Origin of the sequence: Micromonospora sp. B006 (assembly GCF_003408515.1) — a bacterium.
GTDB classification, from domain to species: Bacteria; Actinomycetota; Actinomycetes; order Mycobacteriales; family Micromonosporaceae; genus Micromonospora; species Micromonospora echinospora_A.
The window spans coordinates 6785030-6800277 of record NZ_CP030865.1 but is presented as its reverse complement, the minus strand read 5'-3'; the positions used below and the strand labels follow the sequence as shown (position 1 = coordinate 6800277).

Annotated in this window: 17 protein-coding genes; 10 read left to right on the top strand and 7 right to left on the bottom strand. The window is 74.2% G+C overall.

What is annotated here, in order from left to right:
* Positions 1-132: 132 nt before the first annotated feature.
* From MicB006_RS30540 to MicB006_RS30520, 5 genes are all read left to right on the top strand, one after another.
* Complete coding sequence (locus MicB006_RS30540) at positions 133-498, top strand: STAS domain-containing protein (RefSeq protein WP_116510758.1); 366 nt, start codon at positions 133-135, stop codon at positions 496-498.
* 9 nt (positions 499-507) lie between these two features.
* On the top strand, positions 508-819 hold the full coding sequence (locus tag MicB006_RS30535) for a hypothetical protein (RefSeq protein ID WP_073829643.1): 312 nt from the start codon (positions 508-510) through the stop codon (positions 817-819).
* Positions 816-1352: an STAS domain-containing protein gene (locus tag MicB006_RS30530; protein WP_116510757.1), complete on the top strand. Its 537-nt coding sequence runs from the start codon at positions 816-818 to the stop codon at positions 1350-1352. Before MicB006_RS30535 ends, MicB006_RS30530 begins: the two co-directional genes overlap by 4 nt.
* Before the next feature lie 22 nt (positions 1353-1374).
* On the top strand, positions 1375-1665 hold the full coding sequence (locus MicB006_RS30525) for a BON domain-containing protein (protein WP_116510756.1): 291 nt from the start codon (positions 1375-1377) through the stop codon (positions 1663-1665).
* A gap of 140 nt (positions 1666-1805) precedes the next feature.
* On the top strand, positions 1806-3257 hold the full coding sequence (locus tag MicB006_RS30520) for a cellulase family glycosylhydrolase (protein WP_116510754.1): 1452 nt from the start codon (positions 1806-1808) through the stop codon (positions 3255-3257).
* Positions 3258-3302: 45 nt separating this feature from the next.
* On the opposite strand, the gene MicB006_RS30515 is transcribed toward MicB006_RS30520, so the two are convergent.
* Positions 3303-4205 (bottom strand): diiron oxygenase, encoded by a 903-nt coding sequence (locus tag MicB006_RS30515; protein WP_116510753.1) that lies wholly within the window; start codon positions 4203-4205, stop codon positions 3303-3305.
* A gap of 49 nt (positions 4206-4254) precedes the next feature.
* On the opposite strand from MicB006_RS30515, the gene MicB006_RS30510 reads away from it, so the two are divergent.
* The 4 genes from MicB006_RS30510 to MicB006_RS30495 all read left to right on the top strand — a co-directional run bounded on the left by MicB006_RS30510 (position 4255) and on the right by MicB006_RS30495 (position 6737).
* Positions 4255-4971 (top strand): TetR family transcriptional regulator, encoded by a 717-nt coding sequence (locus tag MicB006_RS30510; protein ID WP_116510752.1) that lies wholly within the window; start codon positions 4255-4257, stop codon positions 4969-4971.
* Positions 4968-5237 carry a DUF4873 domain-containing protein gene (locus MicB006_RS30505; protein ID WP_116510751.1) on the top strand — a complete coding sequence of 90 codons (270 nt, stop codon included), beginning with the start codon at positions 4968-4970 and terminating at the stop codon, positions 5235-5237. The genes MicB006_RS30510 and MicB006_RS30505 overlap by 4 nt, the downstream gene beginning before the upstream one ends.
* Positions 5238-5253: 16 nt before the next feature.
* On the top strand, positions 5254-5892 hold the full coding sequence (locus MicB006_RS30500) for a YdcF family protein (RefSeq protein ID WP_116510749.1): 639 nt from the start codon (positions 5254-5256) through the stop codon (positions 5890-5892).
* 83 nt (positions 5893-5975) lie between these two features.
* Positions 5976-6737: a glycosyltransferase family 2 protein gene (locus MicB006_RS30495; protein WP_116510748.1), complete on the top strand. Its 762-nt coding sequence runs from the start codon at positions 5976-5978 to the stop codon at positions 6735-6737.
* Here MicB006_RS30495 and MicB006_RS30490 read toward each other — a convergent pair.
* From MicB006_RS30490 to MicB006_RS30475, 4 genes are all read right to left on the bottom strand, one after another.
* Positions 6697-7470 (bottom strand): SDR family oxidoreductase, encoded by a 774-nt coding sequence (locus MicB006_RS30490; protein ID WP_116510747.1) that lies wholly within the window; start codon positions 7468-7470, stop codon positions 6697-6699. The two genes, MicB006_RS30495 and MicB006_RS30490, sit on opposite strands and share 41 nt — an antisense overlap.
* Before the next feature lie 5 nt (positions 7471-7475).
* Positions 7476-7598, bottom strand: coding sequence for a 50S ribosomal protein L36 (locus tag MicB006_RS30485; RefSeq protein ID WP_116510746.1), 123 nt, complete (start codon positions 7596-7598; stop codon positions 7476-7478).
* Positions 7599-7750: 152 nt separating this feature from the next.
* Entirely contained in the window at positions 7751-9145 is a 1395-nt protein-coding gene (locus MicB006_RS30480; RefSeq protein WP_116510745.1) for a PHB depolymerase family esterase, read from the bottom strand.
* 127 nt (positions 9146-9272) lie between these two features.
* Positions 9273-10358, bottom strand: coding sequence for a DUF4037 domain-containing protein (locus MicB006_RS30475; protein ID WP_116510744.1), 1086 nt, complete (start codon positions 10356-10358; stop codon positions 9273-9275).
* Between the two features lie 99 nt (positions 10359-10457).
* Between MicB006_RS30475 and MicB006_RS30470 the strand changes: the two genes are divergently transcribed.
* The gene (locus tag MicB006_RS30470) at positions 10458-11381 is read left to right on the top strand and encodes a 5'-3' exonuclease (protein ID WP_073829653.1); all 924 of its coding nucleotides are present in this window, start codon (positions 10458-10460) and stop codon (positions 11379-11381) included.
* A 33-nt stretch (positions 11382-11414) separates the two neighbouring features.
* Here MicB006_RS30470 and MicB006_RS30465 read toward each other — a convergent pair whose 3' ends face one another.
* Together MicB006_RS30465 and MicB006_RS30460 are read right to left on the bottom strand one after the other, a co-directional pair.
* Entirely contained in the window at positions 11415-12302 is an 888-nt protein-coding gene (locus MicB006_RS30465) for an MHYT domain-containing protein (RefSeq protein WP_116510742.1), read from the bottom strand.
* Between the two features lie 164 nt (positions 12303-12466).
* On the bottom strand, positions 12467-15247 hold the full coding sequence (locus MicB006_RS30460; RefSeq protein WP_073829655.1) for an RNA helicase: 2781 nt from the start codon (positions 15245-15247) through the stop codon (positions 12467-12469).
* Between the last annotated feature and the right edge of the window lies 1 nt (position 15248).

The following is a 15248-nucleotide window of genomic DNA, read 5'->3' as shown; positions in this document are numbered from 1 at the left end:
GGGCCACGGGTCGCCCAATCGCGTGGGCCGTTCGTGGTTTTTGTCATCGAACCGTCATACAACCGTCCGGCGACCTCCAAGATCGCTGCGCAGAGTGGGGATCGACACTGATCCCACCACGGAAGCGACCTGATGCCCGCAACCCCGCCGTCCCCGCCGGAGTCCGCCGTGCCGCACGTGCGGGTGGACATCACCGACGAGCTGGACCTCGCCGGGCTGCCCGAGGTCGCGCACGTGCTGGACCGCATCCTCGCGCTCCGTCCCCGCGAGCTGACGATCGATCTCGCCGAGTGCCGACATGTGGACGCCGCCGCGGTCGCGCTGCTGCTGGACGTGCACCGGCGGCTGGCGCGGCAGGACGGCGTGCTCACGCTGAGCAACCCGCACCCACGGATCCGGCGCATCCTGCAGACCTCCGGGCTGGGCGCCGTACCCGTCGTCGACACGCCCCGTCCGGCCGCGCGCGGCCGGGCCCGGGTCGCGTCCGCACCCCGCTGAGGAGGGGCCGTGACCGGAAGCACGCTTGTCGGAGCGCTCGTGGTGGGCCTCGCCGTCGGCGGCGTGGGCCGTCTCGTCGTGCCGGGACGCAAGGCCGTCCCGGTCTGGCTGACGCTGGCGCTCGGCGTGGCCGCCGCGCTGCTCGGCGCGATCGTGGTCGGCCTGGTGGACCGCCGTCCCGACACCTCGCCGCTGCTGTCCCTGATGACGCAGACCGCGTTCGCCGCCGTGGCGGTCGTGCTGGCCGTGGTGGCGGCGGGCCGCACGGAGACCGACGGGCAGGCGCCCGATCCGGGCGCCCGACGGAAGGAGGAGGTGTGACAGTCGTCCCCGCGGACCACCTGATGATGCTCATCTGCGACGGTTGCGGCGACAGCGTCACCGGCGCGGGCGCCACGTTGCCCGACGCCGAGGTGGTGTGGACGCTCGTGTTCGAGCACGACTGGGTCGGCTCGCCCTTCGCGTCCGGCCCGCACCACTGCCCCCGGTGCAGCGTCCGGGCCACGGTCGCCGAGGACGGCCTCGGCACGGAGGACCTGGAGCAGGTGGGCGGCGCCCCGGCCGTCGCCGACGTCGACCCCGCCGAGGCGGTACGCCGCGCGCTCGCGGAGCGCTCCGTACGCGGCGACCGCGAGCTGGTCCGCCTGTCCGCGCTCGAGGTGATCGACTCGGCCGGTCTCGGCCTGCTGGTGCGCGCGCACCAGGACGCCCGGCGCGACGGTCGCCGGCTGTGCCTGCTGTCGCCGTCGCGCTTCGTGCTCACCGTGCTGCACACCATGCGGCTCGACGGCGTCTTCACAGTCGTCGACGGCCGCGTCCCGGCGCCGCGATCCGCGTCCGGCGCGCGGTCATGACCGAACAGAAGGAGCCCTCCCCGTGGTGATGCCCTGGCCGTACCCCGAGTTCCCGTACACCGGCCGCGGACCCGAGCCCGACGACGCGGACACCCGGCTCGCCTCCCTCGTCGCCCAGCGGCTCAGCGCCGACTGGACCACCCGGCGGCAGCAGATCACCGTCACCGTGCAGAACCGCGTGGTGATCCTCGCCGGCCTGGTGGCCGACGCGGAGACCCGCCTGGTCGCCGCCGAGCTGGCCTGGGACGTGCCGGGCGTGTTCGACGTCTGCAACGCGCTGCGGCTCTCCGGCGGGCGGCGCGGCGGCCGCTGAGCCGCCGGCTGTTGCACGCATCGGCGTCCGCCTCTACGCTCGGCCGTGGGAGCGCTCCCCCAGGTCGCCGCGTCGGACTTTCCGGGCAGGTTCACGACGGGCATCGTCCGATCACCATCCACCAGATGGGACCTTCCCGCATGTTCTCAATTCCCCGGCCGTCGCGGCGGCACCTGCTCGTCGGCGGCGCGGTCGGCGCGCTCGCCCTGGCGGCGACGGCCGTCCTGCCGTCGGCGAACGCGATGGCCGCGACCGGCTGTGCCGTCACCTACACCACCAACTCGTGGCCCGGCGGTTTCACCGCCACCGTCGCGGTGAGGAACCTCGGCGACCCGGTGAGCAACTGGACGCTGGGCTTCACCTTCCCCGACGGGGGCCAGCGCGTGGTGCAGGGCTGGTCGGCCACCTGGCAGCAGAGCGGCTCCTCGGTCACCGCGCGCAGCGCCGACTACAACGGCGCGCTCGGCACCGGCGCGAGCACCACAGTGGGCTTCAACGGCTCCTGGACCGGGTCGAACCCGAGCCCCACCTCGTTCACGCTCAACGGCACGGTCTGCACCGGCGGCACCTCCACGCCGCCGCCGAGCACTCCGCCGCCCAGCACGCCCCCACCGCCGACCACTCCCCCGCCCACGACGCCGCCGCCGACCGGCACCACCCCGGTCGCCATCAACGGCCAGCTCCAGGTCTGCGGGGTCAACCTCTGCAACCAGTACGGACGGCCGATCCAGCTGCGCGGCATGAGCACCCACGGCCTGCAGTGGTTCGCCAACTGCTACACCGACACCTCACTGAACGTGCTGGCCGACGAGTGGCAGTCGGACCTGCTGCGCATCTCGATGTACGTGCAGGAGCAGGGCTACGAGACCAACCCGGCCGCCTTCACCGCCCAGGTGAACACGCTCGTGGACAAGGCCGAGGCTCGCGGCATGTACGCGCTCATCGACTTCCACACGCTGACTCCCGGTGACCCGATGTACAACCTGGACCGGGCCAAGACGTTCTTCGCCAACGTGTCGGCGCGCAACGCGGCCAAGAAGAACGTGATCTACGAGATCACCAACGAGCCCAACGGGGTCAGCTGGTCGACCATCCGCAACTACGCCGAGCAGGTCATCCCGGTGATCCGGGCCAACGACCCGGACGCGGTGGTCATCGTCGGCACCCGCGGCTGGTCCTCGCTGGGCGTGTCCGACGGCAGCAACTCCGACGAGATCGTGAACAACCCGGTGCGGGCGCAGAACATCATGTACACGTTCCACTTCTACGCCGCCTCGCACCAGGACAACTACCGCAACGAGGTGCAGCGGGCCGCCTCCCGGCTGCCGCTGTTCGTCACCGAGTTCGGCACCGTCACCTACACCGGCGACGGCGCTGTCGACACCGCCAGCAGCAACGCCTGGCTCGATCTGCTCGACCGTCTGAAGATCAGCTACGCCAACTGGACGTTCTCCGACGCCCCCGAGGGCTCAGCCGCGCTGCGGCCGGGCACGTGCGCGTCCGGCTCGTTCAGCGGGACGTCGGTGCTGACGCAGTCCGGCGCGTACATGCGCGACCGCATCCGTACCCCCGACAACTTCCCGACCTCCTGACCGGGCGACCGGCGGCGATCCTTTTCCCCTTCGGGTCGCCGCCGGTCAGCCCTCGATCAGCCCGGCCCGGCGCCACAGCAGCCGGCCCGGCCCGTCCACCAGGCCCAGCTCGGTCAGGTGGTCGGCGATCCGCTGGGCCGACCAGCGCAGCGTGGCCCGCCAGTGCGGGTTGGCCCGCGCCGCGGCGTGACCGGCCGCCGGGTCGATCCCGACCGCCGCGTACGCCCGGGGGTGCACCAGCCGCCGCGTGATCGAGTACGCGGCCCGCCCGATCACCAGCCGCGCGTACGCGAGCGCGACCGGCCCGGACGCCTCCACCTGCCGGGCCAGCTCGTCGCGGGCGAAGCGCACGTGCCGGGCCTCCTCGACCACGTGGATGCGGGACACCATCCGGATCAGCGGCTGCAGCGACTCGTCGGCCATGATCTCGCGCTGGAACGCGTCGAGGATCTCCTCGGCGATGAGGATGGCCGCGTACATCTGCGGGCCGGTCGCCGTGGCCTTGAGCCAGCGCCCGAGCAGGTGGTCGACGGGCTCGGCGCGGTAGACCGGCGCGCCGGTGGCCTCGATGAGCCGGCCGAACATGATGGAGTGCCGGCACTCGTCGGCGACCTCGGTGAGCGCGTACTGGGCGTGCCGGCTGGTCGGATCCGCGTCGTAGTACTGCCGGATCAGCATCTGCATGAGGATCGTCTCGAACCAGATCCCGGCGCTGGCCGCGCTGGCGACCTCGTGCTTGGTCAGCTCGATCCGCTGCTCCTCGCTCATCGCCTCCCACAGGGGCGTGCCGTAGAGGCTGCTGCGCCGCGGCGGCATCCAGTACGCGCCGGGCGCGGGCGGCGCCGACCAGTCGATGTCCACCATGGGGTCGTAGCTGGTGCGTACGGAGGCGGTGAGGAGGCGATCGGCGACCGCCTCGCGCGGGAATCCGGCAGTCGTCCGCTCCATGACCCCTCCACAGTTGACGTAACTTCCAGTAACTGTTACGAGTGGTAGCATGCGACGCACCACCACCGATGTCAATGGCCCCGACGCCCCCCGGGAGCCGTCCCCGCCCCGCTCCGGTGGGCGGCGCGACCGCTGGGCGGAGCACCGCGAACAGCGCCGTCAGGAGCTGATCGCCGCCGCCGTGCAGGCGCTGCTGCGGCACGGCCCGAGCGTCGACATGGACCAGGTCGCGGCCACGGCCGGGGTCAGCAAACCGGTGCTCTACCGCTACTTCGCCGACAAGGCGCAGCTCTGGCTGGCGGTCAGCGAGGTGGTCGCCGAGCGCGTGGTGGCCGCTGTGGCGCCCGCCGTGGAGCAGGTCCGCGAGGAGCGGGCGCTGGTCGAGGCGACGATCGACGCGTACCTGAGCGTGGTGGAGTTCGAGCCCTCGCTCTACCGCTTCCTGGTGCACGAGTCCGGCCACCCCGGCATCCAGCAGGTGGTCACCGGCACCAGCCGGCAGGTCGCCACCGGACTGGCCCGGGTCATCGGCGACCGGCTGCGCGCGCTCGGTCTCGACGCCGGGCCGGCCGAGCCGTGGGCGTACGGGCTGGTCGGGTTCGTGCAGGCGGTCGGCGACTGGTGGACCACGCACGGGCAGCCGATCCACCGGTCCGCGCTCACCGAGTACCTGACCACGCTGCTGTGGAGCGGCATCGAGGGGGTACGGCGCGGCGCGGACCTGCCGCCGGAACTGACCCGCGCGCACGAGCGGATCGACAGGTGACCTGGCAGGGCACGGCCGAGGTGGCCGGCACCGCGGTGCGGCTGCACGCCGGCGGCCGGTGGGAGCCGGTCGACGGGCGCTACCACTGGGCCGGGCGGGTCGAGCCGGAGCCACGCCTGGTGCGGCTGCTGCGCTCCGGCCGCCGAGACGTGGAGGTCCGCATCGGCGAGCGGGTCACCCGGGCCCGGCTGACCGAGGTGGACCCGTGGGGCGGGGTACGCATCACCGGCGTCGGTGCGCCGCCCTGGCCGCCGGAGGAGGAGTGACACGTACCGTGAGGGGATGACGCCGACCGCCACCGTCCTGCTGGTCTTCGGGCGCGGCGTGGTGGCCGGCGACGACGGCTACCGGCTGACCGCCGAGAGCGTCGCGCGCACCGAGGCCGCCGTGGCGTACGTCCGGGCGCACGCCGAGGAGTTCCGCCGCACGCCCGGAGCGCGGGTGGTGTTCACCGGCGGCTGGCCGCACGGCCCGGGCGGCGCGCCCGGCCCGCCGCCCGAATTCCGGGAGGGCGAGCTGATGCGGGCGCTGGCCCGCGACGCCGGCCTCGACGCGTACGCCCGGTCGGCGGCCGAGACCCGGTCCCGCACCACGCTGCAGAACCTGGCGCACTCGCTGCAGGACGGGCTGCTCGGCGCGGCCGAGTTCACCGCGCGGCGCCCGCTCGGGCTGGTCACGCACCCGTGGCACCTGCCCCGCGTCCGGCTGCTCGCCGCGCGCGTGCTCGGCCTGTCCGGCCCGGCGCTGGCCGACGTGCCGGTGACCGCGCCCGACCCGGTGCCGGCCCGGCGCGAGCGGGCCGTCCGGGCGCTCAGCCGGCTCGGCTATCTCGGTGTGCGTACCCCGGAGGCGTCGCTGCGCCGCGAACGCGCGCTGGCCCGCGCGGCCGACCGGATCGGACGCCTCACTCCCGGCCGGTGATTCGCCGCCGCCCGCCGGGGGTACGACGCTCCCCGATCGACCCGGCGGAGCGTGCCGGCGGGCGAGGAGACCGGGGAGGTTCCGTGATCGTGCTCGTGCCGGTGTACCGACCGGGTGACCGGCTTCCGCCGCTGGTCACCGACCTGCGGGCCGCGCTGCCCGGGGCGCGGGTGCTGGTCGTGGACGACGGCAGCGGCCCGGCCGCCGCCGGGGTGCTCGGCGCGGCCCGCGACCGGGGCGCGGAGGTGCTGCGCCGCCGGGTCAACCGGGGCAAGGGCGTGGTGCTGCGCACCGGCTTCCGGTACGCCGCAGCGAAGCACCCGGGACACGACGTGGTCTGTGTGGACGCCGACGGTCAGCATCGCGTGGAGGACGTGTGCCGGGTGGCCGAGCGGATGCGCGCCACCGGAGCGACGACGCTCGGCGTCCGCCGCTTCGACGGCGAGGTGCCGGCGCGCAGCCGGTTCGGCAACGCCGCGACCCGGGTCGCGTTCCGCCTGGCGACCGGGCGCGACGTGCGGGACACCCAGACCGGCCTGCGGGCGTACCCGGCCGGGTTGCTGGACTGGCTGGTCACGATCCCCGGTGACCGCTTCGAGTACGAGATGGACGTGCTGCTGCGCGCGGTGGGCGCCGGGCTGCCGATCGAGCAGGTGGACATCGCCACCCGCTACCACGCGGACAACGCGGGTTCGCACTTCTCCGCGCTCGCCGACTCGGTGCGGATCTACCGCCCGCTGGTCGGCTTCGCCGCGGCCCGGCTGGCCGGCCGTGCCCACCCCGGGCGGGTCCCGGACGCCGACGTCACGACGTCGCCTCCCACACCTGCGACTCGAACTCCCTGAGCTGGTCGCGCAACGACGGCGGGCACGTGGTGCGGTACGGGTGCCCGTCGGCGGGCACCGCCCGGACCATCTCGTCGATCATCTCCTGTGGATCGCGCTGATGGCTCAGGTAGTCGCCGAAGTCGGGGCGCGGCAGCAGGGCGGTCGACTCGTCCCACCACTGGGACATGGTCTCCACGCCGGTGTCGTTGTAGCCGGTCCGGTACGGGCCCGGGTTGATCACCGCGACGCGCACGCCGCGCGGTTCCAGCTCGCCCTTCATGGCCCAGGCGAGCGCCTCGATCGCGTGCTTGGTGGCGGCGTAGACGCCGATGAACGGCCGGGTCCGTACGCCGACCGCCGAGGACACCCAGATCACCTTGCCGGCGCCCCGGGCCAGCATCGGCGGCACCAGGTCCTGCGCCAGGTGCAGGTGGCCGAAGACGTTCACGTCGAACGAGCGGCGGACCCGGTCCATCGGGATCTCCACCACCGCGCCGGCCTCCTGCACGCCCGCGTTGAGCACCAGGATGTCGACCCGGTGGCGGGCGGCCGCGTCCCGGTCGGCCGGGTCGGTGACGTCCAGTTTGATCGCGTCCAGCGCGACGCCGGCCCGTTCGGCCTCGGCGCGCAGCTCACGGACCTGCGGCCAGACCTGGGCGGCGGCGATCACGTGGTGGCCGGCGCGGGCCAGCCCGAGCGCCGTGCCCCGGCCGAGCCCGCTGCCGGCCCCGGTGATCAGGATGTCCGCCATCGGGCTCAGCCCTGCCGGGCCTTCTGCCGCCGGTCGGACTTGTTCAGCACGAACAGCTTGCCCCGGCGCCGGACCACTATCGAGTTGGCCTTGCGCTTGAGCCCGCGCAGGGAGCTTCGGACCTTCATATCCGCTCCTTCGGTTCCCGCCGGTGTCCGTCCGGTACGGGTACCCGCCGCCGGGACGGTCATGCCCGGCCGCGCCCGCCCCACCGGCGTGGACGCGGCCGGGTGGCGGCATCACCCGGACCGGTGATGCCGCCACGACGGCGGCGCGCCGGTCAGGCGGCCGTGCAGGGGCTTCCGTTGAGCGTGAACGAGCCGGGTTTACCGGAGTTGCCGGTGTGGGTGGCCTGGAAGCCGATGTCCACCGAGCCGCCCGGTCCGATCACCGGGTTGTAGGAGACGTTGCGGGCGGTCACCGCGCCGCTGGTGGGGCTGTACGTGGCGTTCCAGCCGCCGGTGATCGTCTGGCCGCTCGGCAGCGTGAACGCGAGGTTCCAGCCGTTGATCGCCGTGGTGGACGTGTTGGTGATGGTCACCGAGGCGGTGAGGCCGTTGTTCCAGGCGTTCACCACGTACCCGACCCGGCAGGCCCCCGACGGCGGCGGCGTCGTGGGCGGGGGCGCCGTGGTGGGCGGGGGCGTGGTGGGCGGGGGCGTCGTCGGCGGAGGTGTGGTCGGCGGCGGCGTCGTGGGCGGCGGCGTGGTGGGGACGGACGTGGTGGGCGGGGGGCTGGTCGGCGGCGCGGTGTCCAGGCCGAAGAAGCGGATGGCCTGGGCCGCGTCCACCGGCAGGTTGTGCGTGACGCCCTGCATGCTGATCGCCTCGACGGTCGCGGTGCCGCCGGTGCCGCCGTAGCGGGTGCGCGTGTAGCCGGACTGCGGGCTGTCCGTGTACGCGGGCGTCTGGCTCAGCCCGTTCACGTTCGTCCACTGGTCGATCTGCTCGCCGAAGTTCGGATAGCGGAGCGTCTCGTCGTTGGTGCCGTGCCAGATCTGCATGCGCGGACGCGGGCCGGTGTAGCCCGGGTAGGCGTTGCGGACCAGGTCGCCCCACTGCTGCGGGGTCTTCAGCACCTGGCCGTTGGCGCACTCGCTGTTCCACTCCGAGCCGTTCGTGGTGGCGAAGCAGCCGAACGGCACCCCGGCGAAGGCCGCGCCGGCGCGGAACACGTCCGGGTAGTCCCCGAGCAGCACGTTGGTCATCATCGCGCCGGACGAGGTGCCGGTGGTGAAGATCCGCTGCGAGTCGACCGGGTAGCGCTGCCGCACGTAGTCCACCATGGACTTGATGCCCACCGGGTCGCTGCCGCCGTCGCGGCGCAGCGCCTGCGGCGACGAGACGTCGAAGCACTTGCTGCTGCGCGTGACGGACGGGTAGACCACGATGTAGCCGTACCGGTCGGCGAGCGCCGCGAACTGGGTGCCCGAGTACATGGCCGGGCCGCTGCCGGTGCAGTAGTGGTTCACCACCAGCAGCCCGGGACGGGCCGCGACGGTGTCCGGGACGTACAGGTACATGCGCAGGTTGCTCGGGTTCGCGCCGAAGTTCGTCACCTCGGTCAGCGACGCCGCCGAGGCGGGGCCGGGCACGGCGAGCGCCGCCGCCACGGCGACCCCGGCGGCGGCCAGCGCCGCGCCGAGCAGCCGGAGTCTGCTTCTTCTGGACAGCATGCGGTTCTCCTCGGGTGGTGGAACGCCGCGCGCAGCGGCGTTCTCGCCGGCGAGGCGCCTGCGAAGGGCGGCCCGGACCCTCGGAGACGAGATAGACGGTCGCTGATCGTTGCGACCCGATCGCAGTCTAGGCCCGGCCCGGCGGGCCGACAACCGCCGCGGCCACCCGGCGGGCCCGCTCCGGATGGGTGAGCACGTCCACGTTGTCGACGTACTGGTCCACCGCGCCGACCGGCGGCCGGCCACGCAACCGCGGATCGGTGATCGTGGCGCGCAGCGCCTCGGCGAACCGGCCCGCGTCGAGCACCAGGAGCGGCCGGTCGTGGAAGGGCCGGGCGGCCGGGTCCACCGGCGGAGCCAGAGCGGCGTCGTTGGTCCACCCGGCCACCGTCTCCAGCGCCGGCACCAGGCCCGGCTCGCGGGCCGCCCAGTCGCCCGGACCGAGCGCGGCGGCGAGCCCGTCCACCACCGGCGCCGCGTCCGGCAGCGTCGCGAACACCGTACCGAGCCATTTCGCGTACGGGGGCCAGCGGCGGCGCAGCAGCAACCCGAGGCGCATCAGATCCCGGGCCAGCCCGGCCGCCACCACCCGGCTGCCCAGCTCGTCGCCGACCTCGGCGCACCGGCCCGCCAGGTGCTCGGCCTGCGCGACCCGCTGCCACCCGGACGCCAGCACGTGCCGCCACACGTCGTCCGGATACCAGGCCAGCGCGGCACGGGCGGCGGTGAGCGCCCCGTCGAGCCCGTCGTGGAACACCGCTCCCCCGGTCAGCTCCGCCAGCCGCTGCGTCGGCGTCGCCAGCCAGTCCGCCACCGACATGCCGGGCCGCGGGTCGGCGCCCAGCCGGTCACGCCACCACGCGCCCAGCTCGTCCACTGTCACGCCGTGCCGGTCGCCGTCGGCGTGGACCGTGCCGAGCCGTGCCGCCGGGCCACCGGCGTACCGGGTCGGCCAGTCGAGGAAGCGCGCCGGCAACTCCGCGTCCAGCGCCGCCCGTACCGGCGCCACGTCGTGGGCGCTGCCCACGAAGACCTGGGTACGCGGACCCCAGTCGTGGTCGGTGGAGCGGGGCGTGTCGAGGCCGAGCAGCTCGGAGCCGCCGTCGAGCAGGCCGGCGGCGTAGCGCAGGCCGGGCAGACGCCGGGCCAGCAGGGGACCCACCACCTCGTCGTGGAACCGGCGGGCCAGGGTCAGGCCGGGTACGAAGCTCACCCCGCCAGTCTGCGCATCCGGGGCCCCGCGCGCGTCCGGGTTTGCGGCCCGGCGGCCGCCTCCCCCATCTCGTCACAGGGCTGTGGAAGGCTTGCCGCCGTGGCACACCGACAGCCGATCCTCCTGATCGACTCCCCCAGCCTCTACTTCCGCGCCTACTTCGGCATTCCCGAGTCGGCGGCGAAGACCGGCGACGGCCAGCCGGTGAACGCCGTGCGCGGCTTCCTCGACATGCTCGCCCAGCTGGTGCGCACCCGCCGGCCCGACCGGATGATCTGCGCGATGGACCACGACTGGCGGCCGGCGTGGCGGGTGGAGCTGCTGCCGTCGTACAAGGCGCACCGGGTCGCGCCCGAGGGCGGCGAGGTCGTGCCGGACACGCTGTCCCCGCAGGTGCCGATGATCCTGGAGGTCCTCGACGCGCTCGGCATCCCCGCCGTGGGCGCCACCGGCTACGAGGCCGACGACGTGCTCGGCACGCTCTCGGTGACCCAGCCCGGCCCGGTCGAGGTGGTCTCCGGCGACCGCGACCTGTTCCAGCTCGTCGACGACGCGCGCCCGGTGCGGCTGCTCTACGTCGGGCGGGGCGTGGCCAAGCTGGACGACTGCGACGACGCGGCGGTGCGGGCCCGCTACGGCGTGCCCGCCGACCGGTACGCCGACTTCGCGGCGCTGCGGGGCGACCCCAGCGACGGGCTGCCCGGCGTGAGCGGGGTGGGCGAGAAGACCGCCGCCCGGCTGATCGACCGCTACGGCGGGCTCGACGGCATCCTGGCCGCGCTCGACGATCCCCGCTCCGGCTTCGCCCCCGGGCTGCGCGCCAAGCTCGACGCCGCCCGCGACTACCTGGCGGTGGCGCCGAAGGTGGTCCGGGTCGCCACCGACGTGCCGCTGCCCGAGCTGGACCCGGCGCTGCCGACGTCCCCCGCCGACCCGGACCGGCTGCTGGAGCTGGCGCAGCGGTGGAACCTGGCCGGCTCGTGCCGCCGCCTGGTCGACGCGTTGGCCACGTCCCGGGACTGACGGCCGCCCGGGTGACCGAAAGTGGTCAGTTGATCACGGGCGGCGGTCGGTGTTGCGGCGGGACGGGAACTGGGTGCCGGGCTGCGCCAGCGTCGACCGGGCACGCAGGCCGACCGGGTCCGGCGCGGGCTCGGCGGCGACTGTCTGCGGCGCCTCACCGAGCCGCGAGCTGACGTACGCGGCCCCGGCCCGGTCGTCGTCCGACGGCGCGGCGAGCAGCGCGTAGACGAGCCCCACCACGCCGAAGATCACTGCGAGCACGATCGGCACCAGCAGTCCGCTCACCTCGGCGCCGGACGCCGGGCCGCGGCTCTCGTGCAGGTGCACCGACAGCGCGCTCATGCCGGTGAAGTGCATGCCGTTGACGGCGACGCCCATGACCAGCGCCGACGCGCCGATGGCGAGCGCCCGCCGGACGGTCATCGCCAGCCAGAGCGCCACCGTGGCCGCCACGACCGCGATGACCACCGACAGCGTCACCCGCAGCGGGTCGTAGCCGAACGAGCCGTCCAGGCGCATCGCGGCCATGCCGGTGTAGTGCATGGCGGCCACGCCGCCGCCGGTGAAGAACCCGCCGGCCAGCAGCCGGGGCGCGGCGAGCCGGCCGGTGCCCACGATCGCCAGCCCGATGCCGACCGCCGCCACCGCGATCGCGGTGCTGGCCGCCGTCAGCGGCACGTCGTAGCGGATGCGGGTGCCGGCGACGGCGAACCCGAGCATCGCCATGAAGTGCATCGCCCAGATGGCGGTGCCGCCCAGCGCCCACGCGGCGAGCAGGCCCCACCAGACGCGCTGGCCGCCGCTCGTGGCGGTCCGGATCCGTCCGGCGCAGACCAGCCCGAGCGCCGAGCCGAGCACTGACAACGCGTAGCTGAGCGCGGGTGTGATCCACCCGTACTCGAAGTGATTGATCTCGCCCACGACGCCCTTCCCTCACATCGGCCGAGCGCGAAGCACGGCGCCCCGGGCAATGATCGGGCAGCCCCTGACCTGCTGTTACATCGGCCCCCCGGATGTTCGCCGGGTGTTGTCGCAGTGACGCAGCGATGCGTCGATTCCCGCCTACGAGTGACCGGAAGTGACCATCAGGCTGAGGCGTGGTAGGCCAGCACGCCCCGGTTGACTGCCGCGATTGCCTGCCGCGCGGTGCCGCGCAGCTCGGCGGAGGCGCCGCCGGAATCGGCGACCTGGCCGAGCAGGTCGACCACCTGGCGCGCCCACCTGACGAAGTCGCCGGCCGGCATCTCCCCGTCGATCTGGTGCCCGCTGGCGAGCACCTTGGCCAGCGCCTCGCCGCGCGCCCACCGGTAGATCGGCCAGGCGAACCCGAGATCCGGCTCGCGAGTCACCGCCAGGCCGCGCGCGGCCTCGTCGGCCTCGATGTCGCTCCACAGCTTGAGCGTCTCGTCGACCGCGTCGGCGACCCCGCCGCGCGGCAACGACGCCCGCTCGTCGACGTCGCGCCGGGCCTCGAAGACCACCACCGACACGGCGGCGGCCAGCTCCGCCGGGGACAGGCCGTCCCACACCCGGCGGCGCAGGCACTCGGCCACCAGCAGGTCGGCCTCGGTCCAGATCCGGGCCAGCGTCCGGCCGGCGTCGGTGACCTCGCCGTCGGCGGCCAGGTAGCCGCGCGCGGTCAGCAACGCCACGATCCGGTCGAAGGTACGGGCCAGCGAACCGGTCCGCCCGGACACCCGCTCACGCAGCTCCTCGGTGTCGCGTTCCAGCCGGCGTCGCCGCTCCGCCCAGCGGGCGTGCTCCTCCCGGTCCGGGCAGGCGTGACAGGGATGCGCGCGCAGCTCCACCCGGAGCTGGCTGAGCCGGTGGTCCTCCCCCGCCGCCTGGCGGGACCGGCCACCGCGCCGGCCGCCGTGCCGGTCCAGCCCGGTGCCGCTGACCGCCGCGGCCAGGTCCCGCCGGGCCGCGGGCGAGCGGTGGTTGAAGTGCTTCGGCACCCGGATGCGGGTCAGCACCTCCGCCGGGGTGGTGAAGTCACCCGGGGTGACCCGCCCGGCCCAGCGGTCCTGGGTGAGCACCAGCGGCCGGGGCTCGCCGAACCCGCCGGTGGCCGGGTCCAGCACCACTGCCAGGCCGGCCCGCCGCCCGGACGGCACCCGGATCACGTCGCCGACCCGCAGCCGCTCCAGCGAGGCGACGGCCGCCGCCTTGCGCTGGGTCTGCCCCTGCCGGGCGATGGCCCGTTCCCGGTCGGCGATCGCCACCCGCAGCGCGAAGTACTCGTCGAAGTCGCCGTGGTGGCAGGCGGCCTCCGCGCCGTACGCCTCGATGGTCTCGGTGTTGCGCTGCACCTGCCGCGCCAGGCCGACCACCGACCGGTCCGCCTGGAACTGCGCGAACGAGGACTCCAGCAGCTCCCGGGCCGGCGCCGCGCCGACGCTGCCGACAAGGTTGACGGCCATGTTGTACGACGGCCGGAAGCTGGAGCGCAGCGGATAGGTGCGGGTGGAGGCGAGCCCGGCGACGTGCCGGGGGTCGGTCTCCGGCGACCAGACCACGACCGCGTGGCCCTCGACGTCGATGCCCCGGCGGCCGGCCCGGCCGGTGAGCTGGGTGTACTCGCCCGGGGTGAGGTCGACGTGGGCCTCGCCGTTGAACTTGACCAGGCGTTCCAGCACTACGCAGCGGGCCGGCATGTTGATGCCCAGCGCGAGCGTCTCGGTGGCGAAGACGGCCTTGACCAGCCCGCGGACGAACAGCTCCTCGACGACCTCCTTGAACGCCGGGAGCATGCCGGCGTGGTGCGCGGCCAGCCCGCGCTCCAGCCCGTCGAGCCACTCCCAGTAGCCGAGCACGGACAGGTCCTCGCCGGGGATGGCGGTGACCCGGGACTCGACCACCCGGCGGATCTCGGCGCGTTCCTCCGGGGAGGTCAGCCGCAGGCCGGCGGCGAGACACTGCTGCACGGCGGCGTCGCAGCCGGCCCGGCTGAAGATGAACAGGATCGCCGGGAGCAGCCCCTCCCGGTCGAGCCGGTCGACGATGTCCGGGCGCATCGGGCCACGCCAGCGCGGGCCGCGCCGCCCGCCGCCGGGGCCGGCGCTGCGGCCCTCGCCCAGCTCCAGCCGGCGCATCGTGTCCCGGGTGTAGCGCAGCAGCTCCGGGTGCACGTCGTGCTTGCGGGCGGCGTCGGCGTCGTGGAACAGGTCGAACATCCGCTTGCCGACGAGCATGTGCTGCCACAGCGGCACCGGGCGGTGCTCGGAGACCACCACGGCGGTCTCGCCGCGTACGGTGACCAGCCAGTCGGCGAACTCCTCCGCGTTGGAGACGGTCGCCGACAGCGATACCAGCGTGACCGACTCGGGCAGGTGGATGATCACCTCTTCCCAGACCCCACCGCGGAACCGGTCGGCCAGGTAGTGGACCTCGTCCATCACCACGTACGCCAGGCCCTCCAGGGTCGCCGAGCCGGCGTAGAGCATGTTGCGCAGCACCTCGGTGGTCATCACCACCACCGGCGCGTCGCCGTTGATCGCGTTGTCGCCGGTGAGCAGGCCGACCTGCTCGGCGCCGTAGCGGTCCACCAGGTCGTGGTACTTCTGGTTCGACAGCGCCTTGATCGGCGTGGTGTAGAAGCACTTGCGCCGGGCCGCCGGCGCGTCGCCGCCGGGCCGCCCGCGCAGCGCCAGGTGCACCGCGAACTCCCCCACCACGGTCTTGCCGGCGCCGGTGGGCGCGCAGACCAGCACACCGCTGCCCCGCTCCAGCGCCTCGCACGCCTCGCGCTGGAAGTCGTCGAGATCGAACCCGAGATCCAGGGAGAATTCGTCCAGGGCCGGGAAGGCGGAGGCCTGCGCGGCCCGGCGGCGCGCCGCGGCGTACCGCTCGGCGGGGCTCGACATG

Bases quoted from the DNA above. Each gene is read 5' to 3' on its own strand.
- MicB006_RS30540 (WP_116510758.1), top strand. From the start codon at position 133: ATGCCCGCAACCCCGCCGTCCCCGCCGGAGTCCGCCGTGCCGCACGTG.
- MicB006_RS30520 (WP_116510754.1), top strand. From the start codon at position 1,806: ATGTTCTCAATTCCCCGGCCGTCGCGGCGGCACCTGCTCGTCGGCGGC.
- MicB006_RS30515 (WP_116510753.1), bottom strand. From the start codon at position 4,205: ATGGAGCGGACGACTGCCGGATTCCCGCGCGAGGCGGTCGCCGATCGC.
- MicB006_RS30510 (WP_116510752.1), top strand. From the start codon at position 4,255: ATGCGACGCACCACCACCGATGTCAATGGCCCCGACGCCCCCCGGGAG.
- MicB006_RS30500 (WP_116510749.1), top strand. From the start codon at position 5,254: ATGACGCCGACCGCCACCGTCCTGCTGGTCTTCGGGCGCGGCGTGGTG.
- MicB006_RS30490 (WP_116510747.1), bottom strand. From the start codon at position 7,470: ATGGCGGACATCCTGATCACCGGGGCCGGCAGCGGGCTCGGCCGGGGC.
- MicB006_RS30485 (WP_116510746.1), bottom strand. From the start codon at position 7,598: ATGAAGGTCCGAAGCTCCCTGCGCGGGCTCAAGCGCAAGGCCAACTCG.
- MicB006_RS30480 (WP_116510745.1), bottom strand. From the start codon at position 9,145: ATGCTGTCCAGAAGAAGCAGACTCCGGCTGCTCGGCGCGGCGCTGGCC.
- MicB006_RS30460 (WP_073829655.1), bottom strand. From the start codon at position 15,247: ATGTCGAGCCCCGCCGAGCGGTACGCCGCGGCGCGCCGCCGGGCCGCG.